The sequence below is a fragment of the Pseudomonas kairouanensis genome (genome assembly GCF_004682055.1).
GTDB lineage: Bacteria > Pseudomonadota > Gammaproteobacteria > Pseudomonadales > Pseudomonadaceae > Aquipseudomonas > Aquipseudomonas kairouanensis.
Genome location: NZ_QUZU01000037.1, coordinates 38,403 through 59,341 on the forward strand (window position 1 = coordinate 38,403; position 20,939 = coordinate 59,341).

Here is a 20,939-nt window from a genome sequence, read left to right on the forward strand (position 1 = left end):
GAAGGGTTAAAAATTGCGCAAGCACTGTTTATTGACGCAATCTTCGCAATCATCTGTCCGGCACGAGGCTGTATCTTTATCAACAGAATCACCGCCTGGACAACAGTCCACAGCAGCTCGCCCAATCAGGCCCGCTGCGGCCGCCACCCCAGCAGGGTTGAGCCGGCCTCCAGGCTGCACACTGTCCACAAGACGGCGTGAGGTGAGCCAACGTCAAAAGCGTTGAGCCAGGACGAAGTTCTCAAGGGGTGGCCGACGGGTCACCCCTTTTCTTTTGCCTGCTGATAACCTGTGCCAGAACCGGGCTTGGTTTTTCCAGTCTCATGGACAGGCCCTAATCCGCAGTGAGGAATAGCATGAAGCGCATCTGGCGTTTGGCAGGTGTAGGTTTGCTGATGGCCGCCGTTGGCAATCAAGTGTTGGCTGACGAACGAGATAACTCACCGCGCCCTGAAGGCGGTGGTCAGCATGAACGGGGGCCTGGTAACAATCAGCCCCGCCCGGAAAACAATCAACCGCGCCAGCCCCAGGCGCCTCGCGCCGAGAATGCCCAGCCGCGCCCGCAGAACCAGCATTTCGAGCGTGCCGAGCAACAGCAGCGTAACGGTGGGCAGTGGCAAGGCCGCCCACAAAATGCTGAACAGCCGCGACCTGCTCCGCAGCCGTCGAACAACCTGCCGATCCAGAGCCGGCCCGATACCGTGCGCCAGACCCAGGAACCCCGTCAGGGCTACTACCGAGATATCCCGCGCCGTAACGACGGCAACTCGCATTGGGAGGCCGGCGGCCCAGGTTCGCGTCCGGGTAACAACGGGGGCGGTTACAACAATAACCGTCCTGGCGATAACCGCTGGCCGGGCCGCCCGGATGGGCATGGCAATGGCTGGGGCCCAGGCCCGCAACACCGCCCTGGCTATGTGATCGACCGTTTCCCCGAGCGCAATTACCGCGTGCCTTACCGTGGCCAGGACTACTTCTTCTCCGGTGGCTACTGGTACCGCCCGCAAGGTCCGCGTTATGTGGTGGTGAGGCCGCCGTACGGCATCCGCGTGCAATACCTGCCGGACTACGCGCGGGAAGTGTGGGTGGGCAGTGCGCTGTTCTTCCTCGCCGCCGGGGCCTATTACTCCTACGAGACCAGCAGCCAGCAGTACGTGGTTGTGCAACCGCCAACCGAAGTGCCGGTGGCCCAGCCTGCTCCGCAAGGCAACGGTTATGACGTGGTGGCGTATCCGGCCAATGGCCAGTCACCCGCCCAGGTGCAGCAGGACGGCTATGACTGTTACCGCTGGGCGGTGCAGCAAAGCGGTTTCGACCCGCAGCAAGTCACCTACGCCCCGGACCCTGCCGTGGTGCAAACCTACCGCCAGGCCCAGGGCAACTGCCTGAGCAGTCGCGGTTACCAGGTGCAGTACTAGGCCTTGTTGCCGGTGACCACTTCCCGTGGGTCGGCGTGCACCAGCACTTCGGCGCGCGGGTAAGCCGTGTGAATGGCATCGGCGGCCTGGTCGCTGATGCCGTGGGCCACGGACAGGGTCAATTCCCCCGGCAGTTCCAGGTGCAATTGCACAAACCAGTGGTTGCCCGAGATACGCGTGCGCAAGTCATGGGCACCCAGCACCCCCGGCACGCCACGGGCCAGTTCCAGCATGTGTTGGCTCACATCCGGCGGCAGTTCCTCGTCCATCAACACCGCAAAGCTTTCCCGGGCGATCTGGACCGCACTCCACAAAATGTAGGCGGCGATACCCAGGCCGAACCAGGCGTCTACTTGATGCAAACCCATGCCCGCCAGCACCAGCGCCACCAGAATGCTGCCGTTGAGCATCAGGTCCGAGCGGTAGTGCAGTGAGTCGGCGCGCACGGCGGTAGACCCGGTTTCGCGCACCACACGGTGTTGCAGCATCAGCAATGCCACGGTGAGCACCAGGGAAAAGATGATCACGCCAATGCTCAGCCATGGCGCGCCCACCGGCTCCGGATGCTGCAAACGCTCATAGGCCTGAAACGCGATCAGTACCGCACTGGCACCGATAAACAGCGCCTGGGCCATGCCCGACAACGATTCGGCCTTGCCATGGCCATAACGGTGATCGTCATCCGCCGGGCGCAGGGCGTAGTGCACCGCCACCAGGTTGAGCAACGAGGTCACGCCGTCCAGCAGCGAGTCGGTCAACCCGGCGAGCATGCTCACCGAGCCGCTGAGCCACCAGGCAATGGCCTTGGTGATAATCAGCGCACAGGCCACCCCCACCGAGGCGCGTGTGGCCAGGCGCAGGAGCCTGGCGTGTTCGGGGCTGCTGGTCATGGATCAGGCTGCCGGTTGCAGGCCAAGGGACGCCAATTGTTGCACGCTGCCCTTGAACTGGATCAGGCGCGGGTCGTCCAGCGGCAGGCTGCGGCCGGTTTCTTTCTGGATGATCGATTGCAGCTTGGCGTTATCCACCTTGCCGTCTGTGCCGATGGCTTCTTGCAGCTTGGCCGGGTCAACCTGGGCGGTCTTGCCCGGTTCGAAGTAAATGGCGCCGGTGGCAAAGTCGACGCCGAAGGCGATCAGGCCGGGGATGACGTAGAACAGCAGGCCGATGGCATCGAGCACGGCCACGGTGGGGTCGATCTTGCCGTCGATCTGGCCACGGCGGTCGGGGTAGAAGATCGAACCGCACGCGGTCAATTGGCTCAACAGGCTAACGGCGAGGACACCGCCGATGACACGGGACGCGATACGCATGGGGAAGCTCCTGAACACGGTTGAAAGATGACTATAAGCAAGTCTACAGGGCACTGATGCTCAAATGTGGCAGCGGGCTTGCTCGCGAATGCAGTCTGTCACTTGAAGCCTATGTGACTGATGCACCGCGTTCGCGAGCAAGCCCGCTCCCACATTGGATTGTGTTCGCAGCACGAGCCAGTGGTGTTTCTACGACCACCACCGACCTTGCGCAGTTCGCCGTTATACTCGCCGCTCTGCTTTGGAGCCAGTATGAATTCGTTGCCGATCGATGATGTTTTACCCGCCCTGCGTGACGCCTTGGCGACTCGCCATGAGGCCGTGCTGGAAGCGCCCCCCGGTGCCGGTAAAACCACCCGCGTGCCGTTGGCGTTGTTGAACGAGCCATGGCTGGCCGGGCAGACCATTCTGATGCTGGAACCGCGTCGATTGGCTGCCCGCGCAGCGGCGGAACGACTGGCCAGTGAGCTGGGGGAAAAGGTAGGCGAAACCGTCGGCTATCGCATTCGCCTCGACAGCAAGGTCGGCCCCAACACCCGTATCGAAGTGGTCACCGAGGGCATCCTCACCCGCCGCTTGCAGGACGACCCGGCGCTGGATGGCGTGGGTTTGTTGATCTTCGACGAATTCCACGAGCGCAGCCTCGACGCCGATCTCGCGCTGGCCCTGAGCCTCAACGGCCGCGACCTGTTTCGCGATGAACAACCGCTGAAAATCCTGCTGATGTCCGCCACCCTCGAAGGCGAACGCCTGGCGGGCCTGCTGGACGACGCTCCGATCCTGCGCAGCGAAGGGCGCATGTTCCCGGTGCAGATGCGCTGGGGGCGGCCGTACCAGGCGGGCGAGTTTATCGAGCCGAGGCTGGTGCAGACCATTCTTGAAGCGCTGCATGATGAAACCGGTAGCGTGCTGGTGTTCCTTCCCGGCCAGGCGGAAATTCGCCGGGTCAACCAGCAGTTGGCAGACGCCTTGGGTGGTCGCAGCGATGTGCTGTTATGCCCGCTGCACGGCGAGCTGGACCTTAACGCCCAACGCGCCGCCATCGACCCTGCCCCAGCCGGCAAACGCAAGGTGGTACTGGCCACCAACATCGCCGAAACCAGCCTCACCATCAACGGCGTGCGCGTGGTGATCGATGCCGGGCTGGCGCGGGTGCCGCGTTTCGACCCCGGCAGTGGCATGACCCGTCTCGACACCCAGCGCATTTCACGCGCCAGCGCCACCCAGCGTGCCGGTCGGGCGGGGCGGTTGGAGCCTGGCGTGTGTTATCGGTTGTGGTCCGAGGATCAGCATGAAGGTTTGGCGGCCTACAGCAGTGCGGAAATGCTCGCGGCTGATCTCGCCGGTCTAGCCTTGCAGTTGGCGCGCTGGGGCGTCACCCCTGATCAACTGGTGTGGCTGGATGTACCGCCGACCGCTGCCTATGCCCAAGCCCAGGATTTGCTGGTGCGCCTTGGCGCCTTGAATGACGACAAACTCACCGCCCATGGCCAGAAAATGGCTGAGCTGCCGGCGCACCCGCGTATCGGCCATTTGCTGTTGCGCGGTCAGGAGTTGGGTTTGGCGGCGACGGCCTGTGATGTGGCCGCGCTGTTGGGTGAGCGCGATATCTTGCGCGGGGGCGGTGCGGATCTGCACAGTCGCCTGGCGCTGTTATCTGGCGAAGAACGCGCACGCGGCACCCAAGGCGGCGTGCAGCGGGCCAGGCAACTGGCGCGGCAATATCGGGGTTATTTGCGCGGGCAGGCGACGCGGCCGGTGGCCGATCCCGATCATCCACGCTGGCTCGGCGCGTTGCTGGCGTTGGCCTACCCGGATCGCGTTGCCCGGCAACGTCGCCCTGGCGGCGCCGAATACCGCCTGGCCAATGGCCGTGCCGCGCTGTTCGCCGAGGCCGACAGCTTGATGAAACAACCGTGGCTGGTGGTTGCCGATCTGGGCAGCCGACAAGGCCAGCGCGAAGAACGCATCTACCTGGCGAGTGACCTTGATCCGACGCTCTTCGAGGACGAGTTGGCCGACCTGGTGCGCTCGGTCGATGAAGTCGATTGGGATGAAAAGGAGGGCGTGCTCAAGGCCGAGCGGCAATTGAAGGTGGGGCAGTTGGTGCTGTCCACCGCGCCTTTGCCCCACCTGGATGAGCACACCCGCTCGCTTGCGCTGGTCAACCTGGTGCGACGCAAGGGCCTCGAACTGCTGCCCTGGAACCCTGAGTTGCGGCAATGGCAAGCGCGGGTGGGGCTGCTGCGTCAGTTGGATAGTCAACAAGGCCAGGGCGAGAGCCAATGGCCTGATCTGAGCGATGCCCATCTGCTGGATACGCTTGAGGACTGGCTCACGCCGTACCTGGGCAAAGTCACCCGGCTCAGCCACTTCAGTCAGCTGGATCTGTCTTCGATCGTCAGGAACCTGCTGCCATGGCCGCTTCCACAAGCGTTGGACGCCCAGGCGCCGCAGGCGATTCAAGTACCGTCCGGGTCGAACATTCGCATCGACTATTCACAGTACCCGCCCGTTTTGGCGGTGCGGCTGCAGGAGCTGTTTGGCCTGGCGCAAACACCGCGCATCGCCCAGGGCCGACAGGTCCTGACGTTGCACCTGCTGTCCCCGGCCCGCAGGCCGGTACAGGTCACCCAGGACCTCGCCAACTTTTGGCGCAGCACCTATGGGGAAGTGAAGAAAGACCTTAAAGGCCGTTACCCCAAACACTATTGGCCCGAAGACCCGTTGGTGGCCGAGGCGACCGCACGCGCCAAGCCAAGGGGGACGTAGCGCTTCGTTTCAAGGTTTCCAGGTCGGCAGACGCATGTCGTTCGATTACCGAACAGATAATCGGACGCCGGGTTGTACGGCCCTGACCGCTTGGCTACCGTGCTGTCGTCCTGCGCGCCGAGACTGGCGACGCGGCTTGACCTGACAGAAAAAAAATAAAACGGAGTCACCTTTGAACAAGCTCACCGCGTTTTTCACGGAGTTGATGCGTCGGTACCTGCCTGACCCCTTTGTTTTCGCCATCGGCCTGACCTTATTGACGATGGCCCTTGCGGTACTGGTCGAAGGGCAAAACCCGGTTCAAACGCTGCAAAGCTGGGGCGATGGTTTCTGGAGCCTGCTGGCGTTCACCACCCAGATGGCCGTGATTCTAGCCATGGGCTATGTGTTGGCCGCCTCGCCTTTGATCGATGGGCTGCTGGAAAAGATCGTCAGCCGGGTCAAAACCCCACACGCGGCCATCATCGTCGCCACCCTGGTCGGCGGTATCGGCAGCTACCTGAACTGGGGCTTCGGCCTGGTGATCGGCGGCATCGTGGCGCGCAAGCTCGCACTTCGCGTGCGAGGGGTGCATTACCCCCTGATCATTGCCGCGGCGTACAGCGGTTTCACCCTTTACGGCCTGGGGCTTTCCGCGACAATTCCGGTGCTGATCTCCACCCCAGGGCATCCACTGGAATCGAAGATGGGCCTGATCGGGCTCAGCGAGACGATCTTCTCACTGCCCATGCTGCTCACGGCGGCAGCCGTGCTGATCACCATGCCACTGCTCAATGCCTGGCTGCATCCTCGACGGGCGGAAGACATCGTTGAAGTGGACCGCACCCTCGACGAGCGTCATCACGACAAAGGCGCCACCCAGGTCGATGAGTTGTTCGCCGACGGCACCCTCGCTTCACGCCTGAACAACAGCCGTCTGCTGAGCCTGGTGATCGGTGTGCTGGGCCTTGGCTACCTGGTCATGCACTTCGTCAATGGCGGCAGCCTTGACCTGAACAAGGTCAACTTCCTGATTCTGTTCCTCGGTGTGTTGCTGCTCGGCACGCCGGCTAACTACATTGCCAAGCTGAGCGAAGGGATCAAGACCATCAGCGGCATCATCCTGCAGTACCCGTTCTATGCGGGCATCATGGCGATGATGCACAGCTCGGGACTGGTCGACAGCATCTCCCGGGTTTTCGTCGAGATCTCCACTGCGCAAACCCTGCCGTTCTGGGGGTTGCTGAGCTCGTACGTGATCAATTTCTTCGCGCCATCGGGTGGCGGTCACTGGGCTATCCAGGGGCCGTTCATGATCGAGGCGGCCAAGTCGCTCAACAGCTCGCTGGCCCAGACGTCCATGGCCGTCATGCTGGGCAATGCCTGGAACGACCTGGTTCAACCGTTCTGGATTCTACCGGCGCTCGCCTTGTCACGCCTCAAGCTCAAGGATGTGATGGGCTATACCGTGATCATCATGTTGTGGGTCGGGCTGATTTATATCACTGCGGTGCTGCTCTGGGGCTACCTGAGCCACTGACGTACAGACAATAGGAATAGGTACTTCTCATGCTTTTTCTGGTCCAGATGCACGTGAACATTCCCTCTACATTCGATCCGCAGGAAGCGGCCAAGCTTATCGCCGAAGAGAAGGCGTTTTCGCAGGAGCTGCAGCGCGATGGCCGCTGGCGGCATTTGTGGCGAGTGGTGGGGCAATACGCCAACTTCAGCGTATTCGACGTTGCCAGCAACGATGAGCTGCACCAGTTGCTCAGCGCGCTGCCGTTGTATCCGTTCATGACGATCCAGGTGACGCCGCTGGCTCAGCACCCATCCGCCATTAGTGCCAATTGAGGGCTGCCGATGCCGTTTCTGATCGAGACCTGGGATAAACCGGGCAGCCAACAATTGCGCCGCGACACCCGCGATGAGCACCTGGATTTCCTGGCGCACCACAAGGCGTTGCTGCTGGCCTGCGGTGCCAAGCTCAATGACGACGGTACAGACCAGGGCGGTGGGCTGTACGTGGTCGACCTGGCGACCCGGGAAGAAGCCGAGCAGTTCATTGCCGCGGACCCCTTCTACCGGGTCGCGCTATTTGAACGGGTGGCCATCACGCGCTGGCGCAAAGCCTACGTGGCAGGTGAGTGCCTGCTTTAACTTTTGCTGCTGGAGCACTTCATGTCCAATCCACGCTGGGCGCGTCGCCCCGAAGGGGCCAACTGGGGTGATTTTGGCGCTGACGACCAACTCGGTCGCCTGAACCTCATCACCCGCGAAAAAAACCGCCAGGGTATCGCTGAGGTTGTGGAGGGCAGGACATTCTGCTTGAGCCTGCCCCTGGATTACCCAGGGGGCAACGGGCTCAATCCCAATCGGCACCCACCGGTACTGCGACCCACGCTGCGACGTGGCCAGGTCAATTTCAATTGCCTGCTGGGCGAACTGGAGCCCGGCCGGCCCGATGTCCTGAGCGATGACCTGGCGATTTTGCATCTGCAGTACTCGACCCAATGGGACGGCCTTGCCCACGTGGGCTCCCTGTTCGATGTTGACGGCAGCGGCAGGCCCAAGGCGGTCTACTACAACGGCTTTGCGGCAGGGGAACATGTGGTGGGCCCCGCCACGCCAGACGACTGTGGTATCCAGGATCACATGCGCGATACCAGCACCTCGGCCGCCATGGCACTGGGTATCGATCAAATGGCGCAAAGCTGTGTGCAAGGCCGTGCAGCACTGATCGACCTGCGCGCGCACCTGGGTGACGCGCGCACCCTGGTCGGGTACGACACGCTCATGCGGGTTTTGGAGGCTGATCGGGTGGAGATCGAAGCGGGCGATATAGTGTGCCTGCACACCGGTTTTGCCGACGTCGTGTTGGGCATGCAGCGCAGGCCCGATGCCCAGCGGCTCAGCGACAGCTGTGCGGTGCTCGATGGCCGCGATGAAAAATTGCTGCAGTGGATCACCGACAGTCAGTTGGCGGCGATTGCAGCCGATAACTACGCCGTTGAGGCGCACCCCGCCATGGGGGGCGATGCCTGCTGTGCGGCGCTGCCGTTGCACGAACATTGTCTGTTCAAACTGGGCGTGCATTTGGGCGAGCTGTGGCACCTCACCCCACTGGCCCATTACCTTCGCTCGGTGGGCCGCTATCGCTTCCTGCTGACCGCGCCGCCTCTACGGCTGCCGGGCGCTGTCGCGTCACCGCTCACGCCGGTCGCCACCGTTTAACGCCATTATTGCGCGGCGACTCAACGCACCTGTGGCGAGGGAGCAAGCGCCCTCGCCACAGGTTCAGCGTTTGGATCAGTTCAGGTGGGCTTTCAACTCACCCGCTGCCTGGCGCATGGCTGCTTTGACTTCTGGAATAGTGCTCAGCGGGTTGAGCAAACCGTAGTCATGGATCATCCCGTTGTAGCGCACCGCCGTTACGTCCACACCGGCCGCGTCCAGCTTGCGGGCATAGGCCTCGCCTTCATCGCGCAGTACGTCCAGGCCAGCGGTTTGCACCAGTGCCGGTGGCAGGCCGGTGAGCTGCGCGTTGGTGGCCCGCAGTGGCGAGGCGTAGATCTCGGCACGCTGCTTGGCGTCGGTGGTGTAGCTGTCCCAGAACCAGGTCATCATGTTTTTGGTCAGGAAGTGGCCTTCGGCGTACTGCTTGTACGACGGGGTGTCGAAGTTGGCGTCGGTCACTGGCCACAGCAGCAACTGGAAGCGCAGTTTCGGCGTGTTCTGCTCCTTGGCTTTGAGGGCAACCACCGCCGCCATGTTGCCACCGACGCTGTTACCGGCCACCGCCAGGCGGCTGCCATCGACGTTGATCTCCTTGCCATGCTCTGCCACCCAGCGGGTTGCGGCGTAGGCCTGGTTGAAGGCGGTCGGGTAGTGCGCTTCTGGCGAAGGCGTGTAGTCCACATACACCGCGACGGCGCCGGAGCCTACTACCAGGTCACGAATCAAGCGGGCATGGGTCGGGTAGTCGCCCAGTACCCAGCCGCCGCCGTGGAAGTACATGAACACCGGCAGTTCACCCTTGACGTTGGCGGGGCGCACGATGGTCAGCTTGATGTTCTGGCCATCGGCCTTGATGGTCTTGTCGCTGACTTCAATGCCCGACATGTCCACTTTCACCGAGTTCTGCGCACCGGTCAGCACCGCACGCGCATCCTTGGGGCTCAGCTGTTCCAGGGGGCGGCCGCCGCCAGCGGCCAGTGCGTTCAGGAACGCTTGGGTCTGGTGCTCGGGCACGGCGGTGTCGGCGGCGTAGGCGCTGCCGATGGACAGGGCGAGGAGGGTGGCGGTCAGGGCTTTTTTGAAAGGGTTCATGTCGTATGCGCTCACTTGAAGTATTGGAATTGGAGGGCCGCTTCAGCGCCTCTGGCTGTCTGCGTGCTGGCTTGGGAGTAAATTTACGGCCTAGTCGAGTGAGAGACAATTAGGCTGATTCGAGATTCATTGTCCCCTTTGTGGGGACAATTTGTGGGAGATCACAAGGACGGCAGCAGGAAGCGTGCAACGACGGGCAGATGGTTGGAGATACGCAGCGTATCGTCCTGGCGCACCTTGGCCTCCACCCGCTTGATACGCGGGCTGTAGAACAGATAGTCGACGGTGCGATCCGGGCCATCCACGCTGGGGTCGTTGGGAAAGTTCGTCAGCCATTGCTCACGGTCGATACCGCTGGACTGGCTGTTACTCGGGATCATCGGGTATTTGTCCCACAGCAGGTGCAGTTCGCTGTCTGGCGAGTATTGACCACGTTTACCCGCGTCCAGGCGTAGGAATTGTCCCAGGGGCAGCAGGTTGAAATCCCCGCCGATCAGCCACGGCGTGCCCCTGCCTTCGAATTTATCCAGCAGTTTGACCGTGGTTTGTACCTGTTCCTGCACGGCGCTGCGCCCAGGGGCATCGCCATCCAGGCGCGTGTTGAGCACCGCCAACTGGCCGCCGTCGCTCAGCGGCAGGTAGGTCAACAGCAGGGCAGGCTTGGGTTGGAACTGGCGGCTGATGAAATTGGCGGGCGACACCGGCAATTGCAGGCGCTCGGCGTGTTCGATCTGGTAGCGGCTCAGGGTCGCCAGTTTGCGCCCGACGCTGCCGAAGATATGCCAGTCGGGCACAAAGTCGGCTTTCCAGTCGAAGGCCTGGGCGCTGCAGGGGTAGAGGTCGACCAGGCGCTCCTGCAAAAGGGCGAGCTGGTCCTGGTAGTGGGAAGGCTTGGCGTTTTCGTCGAGTTCCTGCAGCAGCAGGATGTCGGGTTGTTCGTCACGGATCACCCGGGCCACTTCATCGAGGCTGGCCGCCATGTCTTCGACCGTGGGGCGCTCGTCGGGGCCGCTGCCATCGGCGGTGTCGTACCAGAACACATAGTTTTTGCCGGCCAGGTACTGCACGTTCCAGGTCATGACCTTGAGCGCCTGGCCCGGCAGCAGGGTCGGCGCGCGGGGCGCGACGCAGCTGACAGGCAGGGTTTGCTTGGGCTCGGGGCGCCAGGTCAGGCTGTAGATCAGGGTGGCGAGCAGGCCTGCGATGATCAACAGGCCCAGCAGGGTGATGCGCAATAAACGGGTCATTGGCTCGGCTTATAGCGTTTCAGAGGTGGCACGGAGCATATCACCGCGCGTCGGCATCGCCACCGATCAGCATGAATAAACGGAACAGCACCACGCTGGTGAACAGTTGCAGGAAGCTGTGGGCGCTGTCCATCAACAAGCCCAGCATCGGCGCCGGTGTGGGGTAGGCGGCAACGCTGGCGCCTTTAAGCAGCCACAGCGGCGTCATCACGCACAGCAGGCACAAAAGGATGCGCCAGAAATGCCCACGGGTCAGGCGCAGACTCTCCTTCATCGCCTCCAGCGCCGACATGCCGCGCAGCACCAGCAGGTATTCGGCAAAGGCCAGCAGCACCATCAGAATCAGGCCCGGCAGAAAATACAGCGACAAGCCCAGCAAGATCAGCAGGGTGCTCATGGCCGTCAACAAGGCGAAGCGTGGCCACAGGGTCAGCGCCATGGCCCATAGGTCCTTGGTGCGCGGCGTATCGCCACGGGTGCGGGCGTCGAGAAACAGGATCAGTGCGCCGGTGTACAGCGGGTACACCAGCAACCCCACCACCACGCTGTAGCCGGGGAAGGCATCCGGGCCCACAACATGGTTGAGCACTTGTTGCAGCAGGGCTTCGAGGATCACCAGCGGCAGGCACAGCTGCACGATGGCGCCCAGGTTGCCGAGGGTGAAGCGAAAGGAGTCGCGCAGTACGTCTAACGGATTCATCAAGTTCATCGCAGGCCTGAAAGCAAGGGCGTCACTTTAACCGATCGTGACCTTTGGGGCGCAAACGTAAACCTTGAGTAAAGACCATTGAAACAACTGGTAACACCCCCATAACTAGATCGCACCTTAGCCTGATCACAGGCGGGGCCACGATTTCTACCGGCAATCTAACGAGGTCGCCATGAACAGCGAAGAGCAAACCCTGATCGATGGACTGTTTTCACGGTTGCAACAAGCCGAAACGGACTCAGCCCCCCGCGACGCCCAGGCCGAAGCGCGGATCAAGGAGCACATGACGCGCCAACCGGCGGCTGGGTACTACATGACCCAGTCGATTCTGGTGCAGGAACACGCGCTCAAGACTCTCGACGCGCAGAACAAGCAGCAAGCGCAGCAGATCCAGCAGTTGCAGGATGAGTTGCAGCGGGCCAAGTCCGCGCAACCGGCGCCTTCGAGCGGCGGTGGCTTTTTGTCGAGCATCTTTGGCGGCGGTGGTTCCTCCCGCGAGCAACAACCGGCCCCGAGTGCCCCGCCATCCTCCGGCGGCTGGCGTGAACCGGCTCGGCCTGGGTTCAGCCAGCCTGCGCCGCAGCAAAACTACCCACAGCCTGCCGCTGCAGCACCCGTGGGCAGTGGCTTTCTGGGCGGGGCGATGAAAACCGCTGCTGGCGTGGCCGGTGGTGTGTTGCTGGCCGAAGGCATCAGCAGCCTGTTCCACCACAACCAGCAGCCGCAGGTTGTAGAGGAAATCATCGAACAACCGGCACCGGCCAGCGACCAGGGCGGCTGGGGCAACGATGACCAGAAGTTCGCCGGCAATGACAGTTGGGGCAGCAACAGCTCGGACAGCTTTGCCGACAGCGATTATTCCGACGATTCCTCTTCCTTCGGCGACGACGATTCCTTCGTCTGACACACCCAAGCCCGGGGCGCCTTGTCGCCCCGGTCTGATTTTTTCCGGAAACTTTCCTGCGGCTGGCATACTGGCACCCTTTCCGGGCCGTGGCGCCTGGTTGTCATGGGGGAAGTGCGGTGGAAAGCGCGGTGAAGAAAATTGCAGTGTTCGCCGATGTACAAAACCTCTATTACACCGTTCGCCAGGCGTATGGCTGCCACTTCAATTACGCCGCCCTGTGGGCTGACATCAGCTCGCGCGGGCAAATCGTCGAAGCGTACGCCTATGCCATCGACCGGGGCGACAGCAAGCAGCAGCAGTTCCAGCAGATCCTGCGCAACCTGGGCTTTACGGTAAAACTCAAGCCCTACATCCAGCGCAGCGACGGCTCGGCCAAGGGCGACTGGGACGTGGGCATCACCCTCGACATCATGGACGCCGCCGACCACGTCGACGAAATTGTGCTGGCCTCCGGCGACGGTGATTTCGACATGTTGCTCGACCGGGTTATCCACAAGCATGGCGTCGAAGCCGTGGCCTATGGCGTGCCTGGGCTCACGGCGAACTCGTTGATCCGAGCGGCCAGCCGCTACGTGCCGATCGAAGGCGCGTTGTTGCTCAAATAAATTGATTGGACGGAGTTGGAACAGGTTTGGAACGTATAGCGGTCATCGACTTTGAAACCACCGGCATCACCCCGAGCAGCCACTGCCGCGCCACTGAAATCGCCGTGGTCATCCTCGAACGTGGCCAGATCGTGGACCGCTACCAGAGCCTGATGAAAACCGGCGTGCATGTGCCAGGGTTCATCGAACAACTCACCGGCATCAGCAACGCCATGCTGCGTAGCGCGCCTCCGGCCGAACGGGTGATGAACGAAGTCAATGAATTCGTCGGCACCACCCCGCTGCTGGCGCACAACGCCGCGTTCGACCAAAAGTTCTGGGACTTCGAACTGGGCCTGATCCGCCGCACCCGCCTGCAAAAATTCGCCTGTTCCCTGCTGCTGGCCCGGCGCCTGATGCCGACAGCCCCGAACCACAAGCTCGGCACGCTGAACACCTTTGCCCAACTGCCCCACACCGGCAAGGCTCACCGGGCGATGGCCGATGCCGAAATGGCCGCCAACCTGACCGCCCACCTGGCACAGGAACTGCGCGGCACCCACGGCTTGCGCGAACTGTCCCACGACCTGCTGTGCACCTTGCAGAAGGTGCCGGCGGCGAAGATCAATGAGCACTTGAAGAAGCATCGCGGGTTCTGACCTGGCCACACTGCCAAGAACACTGAAGATCCAAATGTGGGAGGGGGCTTGCTCCCGATGGCGGTGGATCAGTCGGCCAATCTGTAGCTGACCCACCGCCATCGGGAGCAAGCCCCCTCCCACATTAGTTATGCATTGCTCATCGAGACTGTGTGCAACCCAACGCCTGATCCACCACCACCTTTGCCATCTCCACCAGATGCATCACTGCCCGTTGCTGCACATTCAGTGCCTCTTCGGATAAGTGCGCCGTCTCGACCGCGCAATGCAGCAAATCCGCCGCATGGGCCAGGGCATCTTCGAAACTCAGGTTGTCATTCAGGATAAAGGTGGGCGCATCCGGCGCGGATGCTTTGAGGTAGTAGTCGAGGGCGCGGCGATTGAGCAGGGCGTCTTCGCTGGGGAATTCTTTGTTGGAACGGGGTGGATCGGGGGTAACTTTGACCATGTTGTAACTTCTCCGTCAGGTTAAGAAGCTGCAACCGTTCGCTTGCACACGAATTTAGGGTGGCAGCAGTACGCGGGTGTGCAAGACCGTGACGGCGTCCGGTAGATCCGAAGATCTCCCGCGTACAGCTGCCATAACACATTAACGCCTGGAGTAAAAAACAGGTGTTGGGAGCTAAGGCTGTTGCGTATTACCGTCGGCGGACTTGCACGTCCGGTCACCGAACATTCGATGACCGAGCGAGACTAGCTACCTGATCCGACGGAAACAAGGCCGTGGAATTCTCTCGGAAACGTCCTGCAAATGAAAGGGATGGGTCTTGCTGGCCAATGAAATAATGGGTTTTTAAAGGCGTATTTCACTTGTCTCAGCACCGTCAGTAGGTCTATTCCGATAGGCGCGTAGGAACCTTGTGGGAGCGGGCTTGCTCGCGAAAGCGCAGTGTCAGTCAATACATGTGTGGCTGACCCACCGTATTCGCGAGCAAGCCCGCTCCCACATAAGGTTTTGTGGTGTTTCAGGGGATAAGCGCCATTACTGCCGCCGGCGATCCCGACCCACCTTCAAGCGCCAGCACTCCAATCACCAGCGTTGCGCCCTTGGGCGGCAACTGATCCAAGTGGTTCAAGCACTCCAACACAATCCCATTGCCCGCCAACACCGCACGGTTGGTCGCGAACGTGCTGCTTTGCCCCGGATCCACCCCGTGGGTATCAATGCCTACACCGGCAACCTGACGCTGGGACAGCAGAAACTCAATCGCCGCCTCGCCGATCCCTGGGAAATGCGAGCCTTGGGCGTCTTGGCCGAAGAACGCCGCCGGATCATCCCAGCGGTGCTGCCAGCCGGTGTACATCAGCACCACGCAGCCCGGTTCGATGGGGCCGTGCTGGCGCTCCCAGTCTTGAATGTCTTGCACGCTGATTGCGTAGTCCGGCGTGCACTGCGCCCGCACATCGATGACTACCGCAGGCCGCACCAGGTCGTGGGGTGGGTAGCCGTCGATGCCCATGCCGTCGGCATAGAAGCTGTTTGGCGCGTTCATATGGGTGGCGCTGTGCTCGCCCATGCTGAAACGGCGCAGGAAGTAGCCGTCTTTGCCCAATGATGCGATGTCGTCGAATGCCACCGGCGGGTCGCCCGGCCATAGCGGAATTCGCGGGCTGATCGGATGGCTGAGGCTGACGACCTTACCCACCATTTTTCACCTCCAATTGCGCCAATGGCACCCGCCGTTCTATGGCACTGGAGAGGATGATCGAGGTCTTGCTGAAGCCGAACTTCGCCACTCGGTTGATCAGGTCTTCCAGCTCCGGCATCGACCCTACCGCCGCCTGCATGATCACGCACGGATCGCCCGTGACCCGGTGGCATTCGGTCAGCTCGGGGATTTTGCTCAGTTCGTCGTAGACCTTCTGGCTGCCGTGATTGGTCAGGCGCAGTTCGATCACGCATTGAATCGGCAAGCCCACTTTGGACAGGTCCACCTTGGCCTGGTAGCCGGTGATCACGCCGCTGGCCTCAAGCTTGGCGACACGCTCGGCAACGGCCGGGGCGGAGAGGTTTACGGTGCGTGCCAGTTGGGCGAAGGAGGCGCGGCCGTCTTCGAGCAGGGCGCTGAGGAGCATGCGGTCGTATTTGTCCATGATAAGGCTCCAGTTGCGCGTGGCTTTCGAAAGCATGGTTTATAGCCCTCATAACCATGCTTTGAAAAGTGTATGGGCGGTTTAAACAGGTTTTGTAACTTATGTTTAACCGCCTGCTTTTTTAGAATAAGCCTCCCTTCTACTGCCATAGAGCCACCCAATGCCCGGCCCGAGTCGCTTTCCCTTACCGTTGATCGCTGCCTTTTTTGCGCTGTATGTGATTTGGGGTTCCACCTATCTGGTGATCCGCATTGGCGTGGAGTACTGGCCGCCGCTGATGCTGGGCGGGATTCGCTTTTTGGCGGCGGGTGCGGTGATGTACGGCTACCTGCGGTGGCGCGGGGTGCCCGCGCCAACGTGGGAGCAGTGGAAAGCGGCGGCCAAGATCGGCATTTTGCTGCTGACCTTCGGCAACGGCGGGGTGACCTTGGCCGAGCACTCCGGCGTGTCGTCCGGTGTGGCTGCGCTGGCGGTGGCCACCGTGCCGTTGTTCACGCTGCTGTGTGGGTTTTTCTGGGGCGCACGTAACACCCGCCTGGAGTGGGCCGGGGTAATCCTGGGGATTATCGGCATTGCCATGCTGAACATGGGCAGCACTTTGCAATCGAGTCCGTTGGGGGCCGCGTTGCTGTTATTCGCCGCCGCCTCGTGGGCATTCGGTTCGGTGTGGAGCCGACGCTTGCCGCTGCCCCAGGGCGCCATGGCCAGTGCCGCGGAAATGCTGGTGGCGGGTGTCACGCTGCTGATCGGCAGCGCGCTGGCCGGTGAGCACCTGCAGGCCATGCCACCGCTGGAAGGCTGGCTGGCCCTGGCGTACCTGGCCGTGTTCGGTTCGATCATCGCCTTCAACGCCTACATGTACCTGCTCAAGCACGTACGCCCGGCGGCGGCGACCAGTTATGCCTACGTGAACCCGGCGGTGGCGGTGTTGCTGGGGATTGTGTTCGTCGGCGAAACCATCGGCCTGGAAGAAGCCCTGGCGATGCTGGTGATCATCAGCGCGGTGCTGTTGATCAGCCTGCCCCAGTGGCGCAAGCCCAAGCCGGAAATAAGGTAAACTGCGGCCCATTGCGTTCCTTGCGCTGAATTTTCCTACGGTAACTACATGACTTTCGCCACCCTTGGCCTGATCGAACCCTTGCTGCGCGCCCTTGAGACGCTTGGCTACCAGACCCCGACGCCGGTGCAGGCGCAAGCCATTCCGGCGGTGCTGGCCGGTCGTGACCTGATGGCTGCGGCCCAGACCGGCACCGGAAAAACCGCCGGTTTCGCCGTGCCGTTGTTGCAACTGCTGACGATGGAAGGGCCGAAAGTCGCCGCCAACTCGGCGCGTGCGCTGATCCTGTGCCCCACCCGCGAGTTGGCCGAGCAGGTTCACGCCAGCGTCGCCGAGTATGCGCAAAACCTGCCGCTAACCACCTACGCGGTGTACGGCGGCGTAAGCATCAACCCGCAGATGATGAAGCTGCGCAAGGGTGTGGATGTGCTGGTGGCCACCCCTGGCCGCCTGATCGACCTGTTCCGCCAGAACGCGTTGAAGCTCAACCAGCTGCAAACCCTGGTGCTCGACGAAGCCGACCGCATGCTCGACCTGGGTTTCTCCGAGGAGCTGGCAAACATCTACCGCATGCTGCCGAAAAAGCGCCAGACCTTGCTGTTTTCCGCCACTTTCTCCGATGACATCCGCCAGTTGGCCGGGCAGATGCTCAACGACCCACTGAGCATCGAAGTCAGCCCGCGCAACGTCGCCGCCAACACGGTGAAGCAGTGGATCGTGCCGGTGGACAAGAAGCGCAAGCCGGAGCTGTTTGTGCACCTGATGCGCAAGGGTCGCTGGAAACAGGTGCTGGTGTTCGCCAAGACCCGTAACGGCGTGGATGCGCTGGTGGACAAGTTGCAGGGCCTGGGCATCAACGCCGATGGCATCCATGGCGACAAGCCCCAGGCCACGCGCCAGCGTGCACTGGACCGCTTCAAGTCCAGCGAAGTACAGATCCTGGTCGCCACCGACGTGGCAGCCCGTGGCCTGGATATCGAAGACCTGCCGCTGGTGGTCAACTTTGACCTGCCGATCGTTGCCGAGGATTACATCCACCGCATCGGCCGTACCGGACGTGCGGGCAACACCGGTGAAGCGATTTCCCTGGTGTGTGCCGACGAAGTGAACATGCTCTCGGCCATCGAGATGCTGACCCGCCAGACCTTGGCGCGGCATATGGAGCAGGACTTCGAACCAGAGCACCGCGTGCCAGACACCGATGCCAGCGGGCAAGTGGTGAAGAAGCCGAAAAAACCGAAGAAGCCAAAAACGTCCGGTGGTGGCGGCAAGCGCAATTTGGGCAAGTGGGTGGACAGCGGGGAGGTTGCGCCTGCGGAGCCTTCGATCAAGCCAGTGCGCAAGGTACCGGTGTTTAATACTGGGCCGCGTAAGAAGAAGTGATTTTGCGGTGTAGCTGATGGCCCCTTCGCGAGCAAGCCCGCTCCCACATTTGAAGGTATTCACAAATCAAGTGTGGGAGGGGGCTTGCCCCCGATGGCGGCCTTGAATTCAACAAAGATTTCAGCCCTTAAGCCACTCCAACATCCCCCGCCCAGCCGCCCGCCCACTGGCAAAACACCCCGTCAGCAAATAGCCCCCGGTCGGCGCTTCCCAATCCAGCATCTCCCCCGCACAAAACACCCCCGGCAATTGCTTGAGCATCAAGCGCTCATCCAACGCCTCGAAGGGCACGCCGCCAGCGGTGCTGATCGCTTCATCCATCGGCCGAGTCTTAACCAGGGTCAAGGGCAGCGCCTTGATATCCACAGCCAGTTGCGCCGGGTCGTTGAAATGTTCAGTCGGTGCCAGCTCACGCAACAGCGCCGCCTTGACCCCATCCAACCCCAACTGACTGTGCAAATGCTTGCTCATCGAGCGCGAACCCCGTGGCTTGGTCAAGGCAGCCTGGATTTTGTCCACAGGCTTGCTCGGCAGCAGGTCGATATGCACCGTGGCCAAGCCATCGCGGTTGATTGCTTCACGAATCGGCGCCGACAACGCATAGATCAGGCTGCCCTCGATACCCGTGGCGGTGACCACGCATTCGCCAAGCCGGGGCTTGTCATCCCCCAAGCCGATGGCGACGTTTTTCAACGGTGCACCGGCGAATTTGCTGACCATCAATTCGCTCCAGGCCGACACCTCGAAGCCGCAGTTGCTCGGTTGCAACGGGGCATAAGGCACGCCTTGGTCTTCCAGCAACTTGAGCCAGGCACCGTCCGAACCCAGGCGCGACCAACTGCCGCCGCCGAGGGCCAGCAGCACTGCATCGCTGTGCACCGTTTTTTCGCCTTCGGGGCTGTGGATAAGTAAACCGCCATCCGCACTCCACCCAACCCAGCGGTGCCGGGTGTGGATAACCACTCCCTGGTCCCGCAGGCGCTTGAGCCAGGCACGCAGCAGAGGGGCGGCTTTCATATCCGTAGGAAATACACGGCCAGAAGTGCCGATAAAGGTTTCGATACCCAGCCCGTGTATCCATTCGCACAACGCATCGGCACCAAACCCGCGCAGCAACGGCGCCATGTGCGGCGCGCGTTCGGCATAGCGCGACAGGAACGCCGGGTAGGCTTCAGAGTGGGTGATGTTCATGCCGCCTACGCCGGCCAGCAGGAACTTGCGCCCCACCGAAGGCATGCCGTCGTAGAGGTCTACCCGCACACCCGCCTGGCTCAAGACTTCGGCAGCCATCAGCCCGGCAGGGCCGCCGCCGATGATGGAGACGTGTTGGGGAGCGGTCTGGGACATGGTGAGGGCTACGGTCGGTTAAACAGGCCGAGCATTCTACCCGACGACGGCGCAAACGCCTGATCAAAAAACGCACAGTTTCCTACAGCCCATGTAGATATTGGTTCTTAGGCGCTTACGCTCAAGTTATCCACAGGCCGTTCCACAGGCATTGTGGGTAACGCTCATAGCTCAATGACAACCTGATGACGTCCACACCCGTTGTGCGCTGTGGTGCAGGATGCCGTGGCGGCGGGCCAGGGCAGGGCGGTCCTTGCTGTAACCGCCGCCGATCACACCCATCACCGGAATATCGCGGCCCAGGCAGTGGCGCATCACGCTTTCATCACGGGCGGCCACGCCCTCGTCTGTCAGCTTGAGGTAACCGAGGGCGTCGTCCTTGTGCACATCCACGCCGGCGTCGTACAGCACCAGGTCGGGCTGGTAGAGCGGCAGCAGGTAGTTGAGGGCATCGTCCACCACCTTGAGGTAGTCGGCGTCGCCCATGCCCATGGGCAGCGGGATGTCCCAGTCGCTCTGGGCCTTGCGTGCGGGGAAGTTCTTTTCACAGTGCAGCGACACGGTGATGGCGTCCGGCGTGTCGTGGAGGATGCGTGCGGTGCCGTCACCCTGGTGCACGTCACAGTCGAAGATCAGCACGCGGTTGACCCGGCCGCTGGCCAGCAGGTAACGGCTGATCACCGCCAGGTCATTGAAGATGCAAAAACCCGCCGGGTAATCGTAGTGGGCGTGGTGGGTGCCGCCGGCCAAATGGCAGGCCAGGCCGTGTTCCAGGGCCTGCTCGGCCGCCAGGATTGAACCCCCTACGGCACGGACGGTGCGCCGGGCGAGGGCTTCGTTCCATGGCAGGCCCAGGCGGCGCTGGTCTTCGCGGGACAACTCGCCGCCCATGTAGCGCTCGATGTAGTCGGGGGCGTGGGCCAGGGCGAGGATCTCGGGTGGGCACAGCTGCGGGCGCAGCAGGTGGCTGTCCTCGGTCAGCCCGCTGGACACCAGGTGGTCACGCAACAGGCGGAACTTGTCCATGGGGAAGCGATGGTCCGCCGGGAACTCAGGGCTGTAGTCATCGTGGTAGATCAATGGCAAAGGCATGGGATTTTCTGACAGGAACCTGCGACGCATCTTACCCGCGTTGTACACT

At 62.0% G+C, this 20,939-nt stretch carries 21 protein-coding genes; 11 read left to right on the top strand and 10 right to left on the bottom strand.

From position 1 onward, the window contains the following. Positions 1-356: 356 nt before the first annotated feature. The gene (locus tag DYL59_RS23795) at positions 357-1,418 is read left to right on the top strand and encodes a DUF6515 family protein (protein WP_135291369.1); all 1,062 of its coding nucleotides are present in this window, start codon (positions 357-359) and stop codon (positions 1,416-1,418) included. Here the strand turns inward: DYL59_RS23795 and DYL59_RS23800 are convergent. Beyond that, complete coding sequence (locus tag DYL59_RS23800; RefSeq protein WP_135291370.1) at positions 1,415-2,308, bottom strand: cation diffusion facilitator family transporter; 894 nt, start codon at positions 2,306-2,308, stop codon at positions 1,415-1,417. The two genes, DYL59_RS23795 and DYL59_RS23800, sit on opposite strands and share 4 nt — an antisense overlap. A gap of 3 nt (positions 2,309-2,311) precedes the next feature. Then, entirely contained in the window at positions 2,312-2,731 is a 420-nt protein-coding gene (locus DYL59_RS23805; RefSeq protein WP_135291371.1) for a polyribonucleotide nucleotidyltransferase, read from the bottom strand. Positions 2,732-2,983: 252 nt separating this feature from the next. On the opposite strand from DYL59_RS23805, the gene hrpB reads away from it, so the two are divergent. The 5 genes from hrpB (at position 2,984) to DYL59_RS23830 (ending at position 8,716) form a co-directional block, all read left to right on the top strand. Continuing rightward, complete coding sequence (gene hrpB / locus DYL59_RS23810; protein ID WP_135291372.1) at positions 2,984-5,503, top strand: ATP-dependent helicase HrpB; 2,520 nt, start codon at positions 2,984-2,986, stop codon at positions 5,501-5,503. A gap of 172 nt (positions 5,504-5,675) precedes the next feature. Continuing rightward, on the top strand, positions 5,676-7,022 hold the full coding sequence (locus DYL59_RS23815; RefSeq protein ID WP_135291373.1) for a short-chain fatty acid transporter: 1,347 nt from the start codon (positions 5,676-5,678) through the stop codon (positions 7,020-7,022). Between the two features lie 29 nt (positions 7,023-7,051). After that, positions 7,052-7,336, top strand: a complete 285-nt coding sequence (gene catC, locus DYL59_RS23820) for a muconolactone Delta-isomerase (RefSeq protein ID WP_135291374.1) — start codon at positions 7,052-7,054, stop codon at positions 7,334-7,336. 9 nt (positions 7,337-7,345) lie between these two features. Then, complete coding sequence (locus DYL59_RS23825) at positions 7,346-7,642, top strand: YciI family protein (protein WP_135291375.1); 297 nt, start codon at positions 7,346-7,348, stop codon at positions 7,640-7,642. Positions 7,643-7,663: 21 nt separating this feature from the next. Then, a complete protein-coding gene (locus DYL59_RS23830) occupies positions 7,664-8,716 on the top strand; it encodes a cyclase family protein (protein WP_135291376.1) in 1,053 nt (350 codons plus the stop codon). 75 nt (positions 8,717-8,791) lie between these two features. Here the strand turns inward: DYL59_RS23830 and DYL59_RS23835 are convergent, their stop codons facing one another. From DYL59_RS23835 to DYL59_RS23845, 3 genes are all read right to left on the bottom strand, one after another. After that, the gene (locus DYL59_RS23835) at positions 8,792-9,811 is read right to left on the bottom strand and encodes an alpha/beta hydrolase (protein ID WP_135291377.1); all 1,020 of its coding nucleotides are present in this window, start codon (positions 9,809-9,811) and stop codon (positions 8,792-8,794) included. 161 nt (positions 9,812-9,972) lie between these two features. After that, on the bottom strand, positions 9,973-11,058 hold the full coding sequence (locus tag DYL59_RS23840; protein ID WP_135291378.1) for an endonuclease/exonuclease/phosphatase family protein: 1,086 nt from the start codon (positions 11,056-11,058) through the stop codon (positions 9,973-9,975). 40 nt (positions 11,059-11,098) lie between these two features. Continuing rightward, the gene (locus tag DYL59_RS23845) at positions 11,099-11,758 is read right to left on the bottom strand and encodes a YciC family protein (protein WP_135291379.1); all 660 of its coding nucleotides are present in this window, start codon (positions 11,756-11,758) and stop codon (positions 11,099-11,101) included. Positions 11,759-11,939: 181 nt separating this feature from the next. Here DYL59_RS23845 and DYL59_RS23850 point away from each other — a divergent pair, with 181 nt between their 5' ends. The 3 genes from DYL59_RS23850 to DYL59_RS23860 all read left to right on the top strand — a co-directional run bounded on the left by DYL59_RS23850 (position 11,940) and on the right by DYL59_RS23860 (position 13,917). After that, positions 11,940-12,671 carry a DUF2076 domain-containing protein gene (locus tag DYL59_RS23850; protein ID WP_135291380.1) on the top strand — a complete coding sequence of 244 codons (732 nt, stop codon included), beginning with the start codon at positions 11,940-11,942 and terminating at the stop codon, positions 12,669-12,671. 131 nt (positions 12,672-12,802) lie between these two features. Then, entirely contained in the window at positions 12,803-13,279 is a 477-nt protein-coding gene (locus DYL59_RS23855) for a LabA-like NYN domain-containing protein (RefSeq protein WP_010206743.1), read from the top strand. 26 nt (positions 13,280-13,305) lie between these two features. Then, positions 13,306-13,917 (top strand): 3'-5' exonuclease, encoded by a 612-nt coding sequence (locus DYL59_RS23860; RefSeq protein ID WP_135291381.1) that lies wholly within the window; start codon positions 13,306-13,308, stop codon positions 13,915-13,917. A 139-nt stretch (positions 13,918-14,056) separates the two neighbouring features. On the opposite strand, the gene DYL59_RS23865 is transcribed toward DYL59_RS23860, so the two are convergent. The 3 genes from DYL59_RS23865 to DYL59_RS23875 all read right to left on the bottom strand — a co-directional run bounded on the left by DYL59_RS23865 (position 14,057) and on the right by DYL59_RS23875 (position 16,011). After that, positions 14,057-14,365: a DUF3077 domain-containing protein gene (locus tag DYL59_RS23865; protein WP_135291382.1), complete on the bottom strand. Its 309-nt coding sequence runs from the start codon at positions 14,363-14,365 to the stop codon at positions 14,057-14,059. A 517-nt stretch (positions 14,366-14,882) separates the two neighbouring features. Then, positions 14,883-15,566: a cyclase family protein gene (locus DYL59_RS23870; protein ID WP_135291383.1), complete on the bottom strand. Its 684-nt coding sequence runs from the start codon at positions 15,564-15,566 to the stop codon at positions 14,883-14,885. Beyond that, entirely contained in the window at positions 15,556-16,011 is a 456-nt protein-coding gene (locus DYL59_RS23875; RefSeq protein WP_135291384.1) for an Lrp/AsnC family transcriptional regulator, read from the bottom strand. The genes DYL59_RS23870 and DYL59_RS23875 overlap by 11 nt, the downstream gene beginning before the upstream one ends. 160 nt (positions 16,012-16,171) lie before the next feature. On the opposite strand from DYL59_RS23875, the gene yedA reads away from it, so the two are divergent. Together yedA and DYL59_RS23885 are read left to right on the top strand one after the other, a co-directional pair. Continuing rightward, positions 16,172-17,068 (top strand): drug/metabolite exporter YedA, encoded by an 897-nt coding sequence (yedA, locus tag DYL59_RS23880; protein WP_135291385.1) that lies wholly within the window; start codon positions 16,172-16,174, stop codon positions 17,066-17,068. Positions 17,069-17,116: 48 nt separating this feature from the next. Then, complete coding sequence (locus DYL59_RS23885) at positions 17,117-18,451, top strand: RNA helicase RhlE1 (protein ID WP_135291386.1); 1,335 nt, start codon at positions 17,117-17,119, stop codon at positions 18,449-18,451. Positions 18,452-18,571: 120 nt separating this feature from the next. Here DYL59_RS23885 and DYL59_RS23890 read toward each other — a convergent pair whose 3' ends face one another. Continuing rightward, positions 18,572-19,798 (bottom strand): TIGR03862 family flavoprotein, encoded by a 1,227-nt coding sequence (locus DYL59_RS23890; protein WP_135291387.1) that lies wholly within the window; start codon positions 19,796-19,798, stop codon positions 18,572-18,574. Between the two features lie 171 nt (positions 19,799-19,969). Further along, on the bottom strand, positions 19,970-20,890 hold the full coding sequence (locus DYL59_RS23895) for a histone deacetylase family protein (RefSeq protein ID WP_135291388.1): 921 nt from the start codon (positions 20,888-20,890) through the stop codon (positions 19,970-19,972). Between the last annotated feature and the right edge of the window lie 49 nt (positions 20,891-20,939).

What these genes read in the sequence shown, in the direction of transcription:
- DYL59_RS23795 (WP_135291369.1), top strand. Translation starts at nt 357, where the DNA reads ATGAAGCGCATCTGGCGTTTGGCAGGTGTAGGTTTGCTGATGGCCGCC.
- DYL59_RS23800 (WP_135291370.1), bottom strand. Translation starts at nt 2,308, where the DNA reads ATGACCAGCAGCCCCGAACACGCCAGGCTCCTGCGCCTGGCCACACGC.
- DYL59_RS23805 (WP_135291371.1), bottom strand. Translation starts at nt 2,731, where the DNA reads ATGCGTATCGCGTCCCGTGTCATCGGCGGTGTCCTCGCCGTTAGCCTG.
- hrpB (WP_135291372.1), top strand. Translation starts at nt 2,984, where the DNA reads ATGAATTCGTTGCCGATCGATGATGTTTTACCCGCCCTGCGTGACGCC.
- catC (WP_135291374.1), top strand. Translation starts at nt 7,052, where the DNA reads ATGCTTTTTCTGGTCCAGATGCACGTGAACATTCCCTCTACATTCGAT.
- DYL59_RS23825 (WP_135291375.1), top strand. Translation starts at nt 7,346, where the DNA reads ATGCCGTTTCTGATCGAGACCTGGGATAAACCGGGCAGCCAACAATTG.
- DYL59_RS23830 (WP_135291376.1), top strand. Translation starts at nt 7,664, where the DNA reads ATGTCCAATCCACGCTGGGCGCGTCGCCCCGAAGGGGCCAACTGGGGT.
- DYL59_RS23835 (WP_135291377.1), bottom strand. Translation starts at nt 9,811, where the DNA reads ATGAACCCTTTCAAAAAAGCCCTGACCGCCACCCTCCTCGCCCTGTCC.
- DYL59_RS23840 (WP_135291378.1), bottom strand. Translation starts at nt 11,058, where the DNA reads ATGACCCGTTTATTGCGCATCACCCTGCTGGGCCTGTTGATCATCGCA.
- DYL59_RS23845 (WP_135291379.1), bottom strand. Translation starts at nt 11,758, where the DNA reads ATGAATCCGTTAGACGTACTGCGCGACTCCTTTCGCTTCACCCTCGGC.
- DYL59_RS23850 (WP_135291380.1), top strand. Translation starts at nt 11,940, where the DNA reads ATGAACAGCGAAGAGCAAACCCTGATCGATGGACTGTTTTCACGGTTG.
- DYL59_RS23865 (WP_135291382.1), bottom strand. Translation starts at nt 14,365, where the DNA reads ATGGTCAAAGTTACCCCCGATCCACCCCGTTCCAACAAAGAATTCCCC.
- DYL59_RS23870 (WP_135291383.1), bottom strand. Translation starts at nt 15,566, where the DNA reads ATGGTGGGTAAGGTCGTCAGCCTCAGCCATCCGATCAGCCCGCGAATT.
- DYL59_RS23875 (WP_135291384.1), bottom strand. Translation starts at nt 16,011, where the DNA reads ATGGACAAATACGACCGCATGCTCCTCAGCGCCCTGCTCGAAGACGGC.
- yedA (WP_135291385.1), top strand. Translation starts at nt 16,172, where the DNA reads ATGCCCGGCCCGAGTCGCTTTCCCTTACCGTTGATCGCTGCCTTTTTT.
- DYL59_RS23885 (WP_135291386.1), top strand. Translation starts at nt 17,117, where the DNA reads ATGACTTTCGCCACCCTTGGCCTGATCGAACCCTTGCTGCGCGCCCTT.
- DYL59_RS23890 (WP_135291387.1), bottom strand. Translation starts at nt 19,798, where the DNA reads ATGTCCCAGACCGCTCCCCAACACGTCTCCATCATCGGCGGCGGCCCT.
- DYL59_RS23895 (WP_135291388.1), bottom strand. Translation starts at nt 20,890, where the DNA reads ATGCCTTTGCCATTGATCTACCACGATGACTACAGCCCTGAGTTCCCG.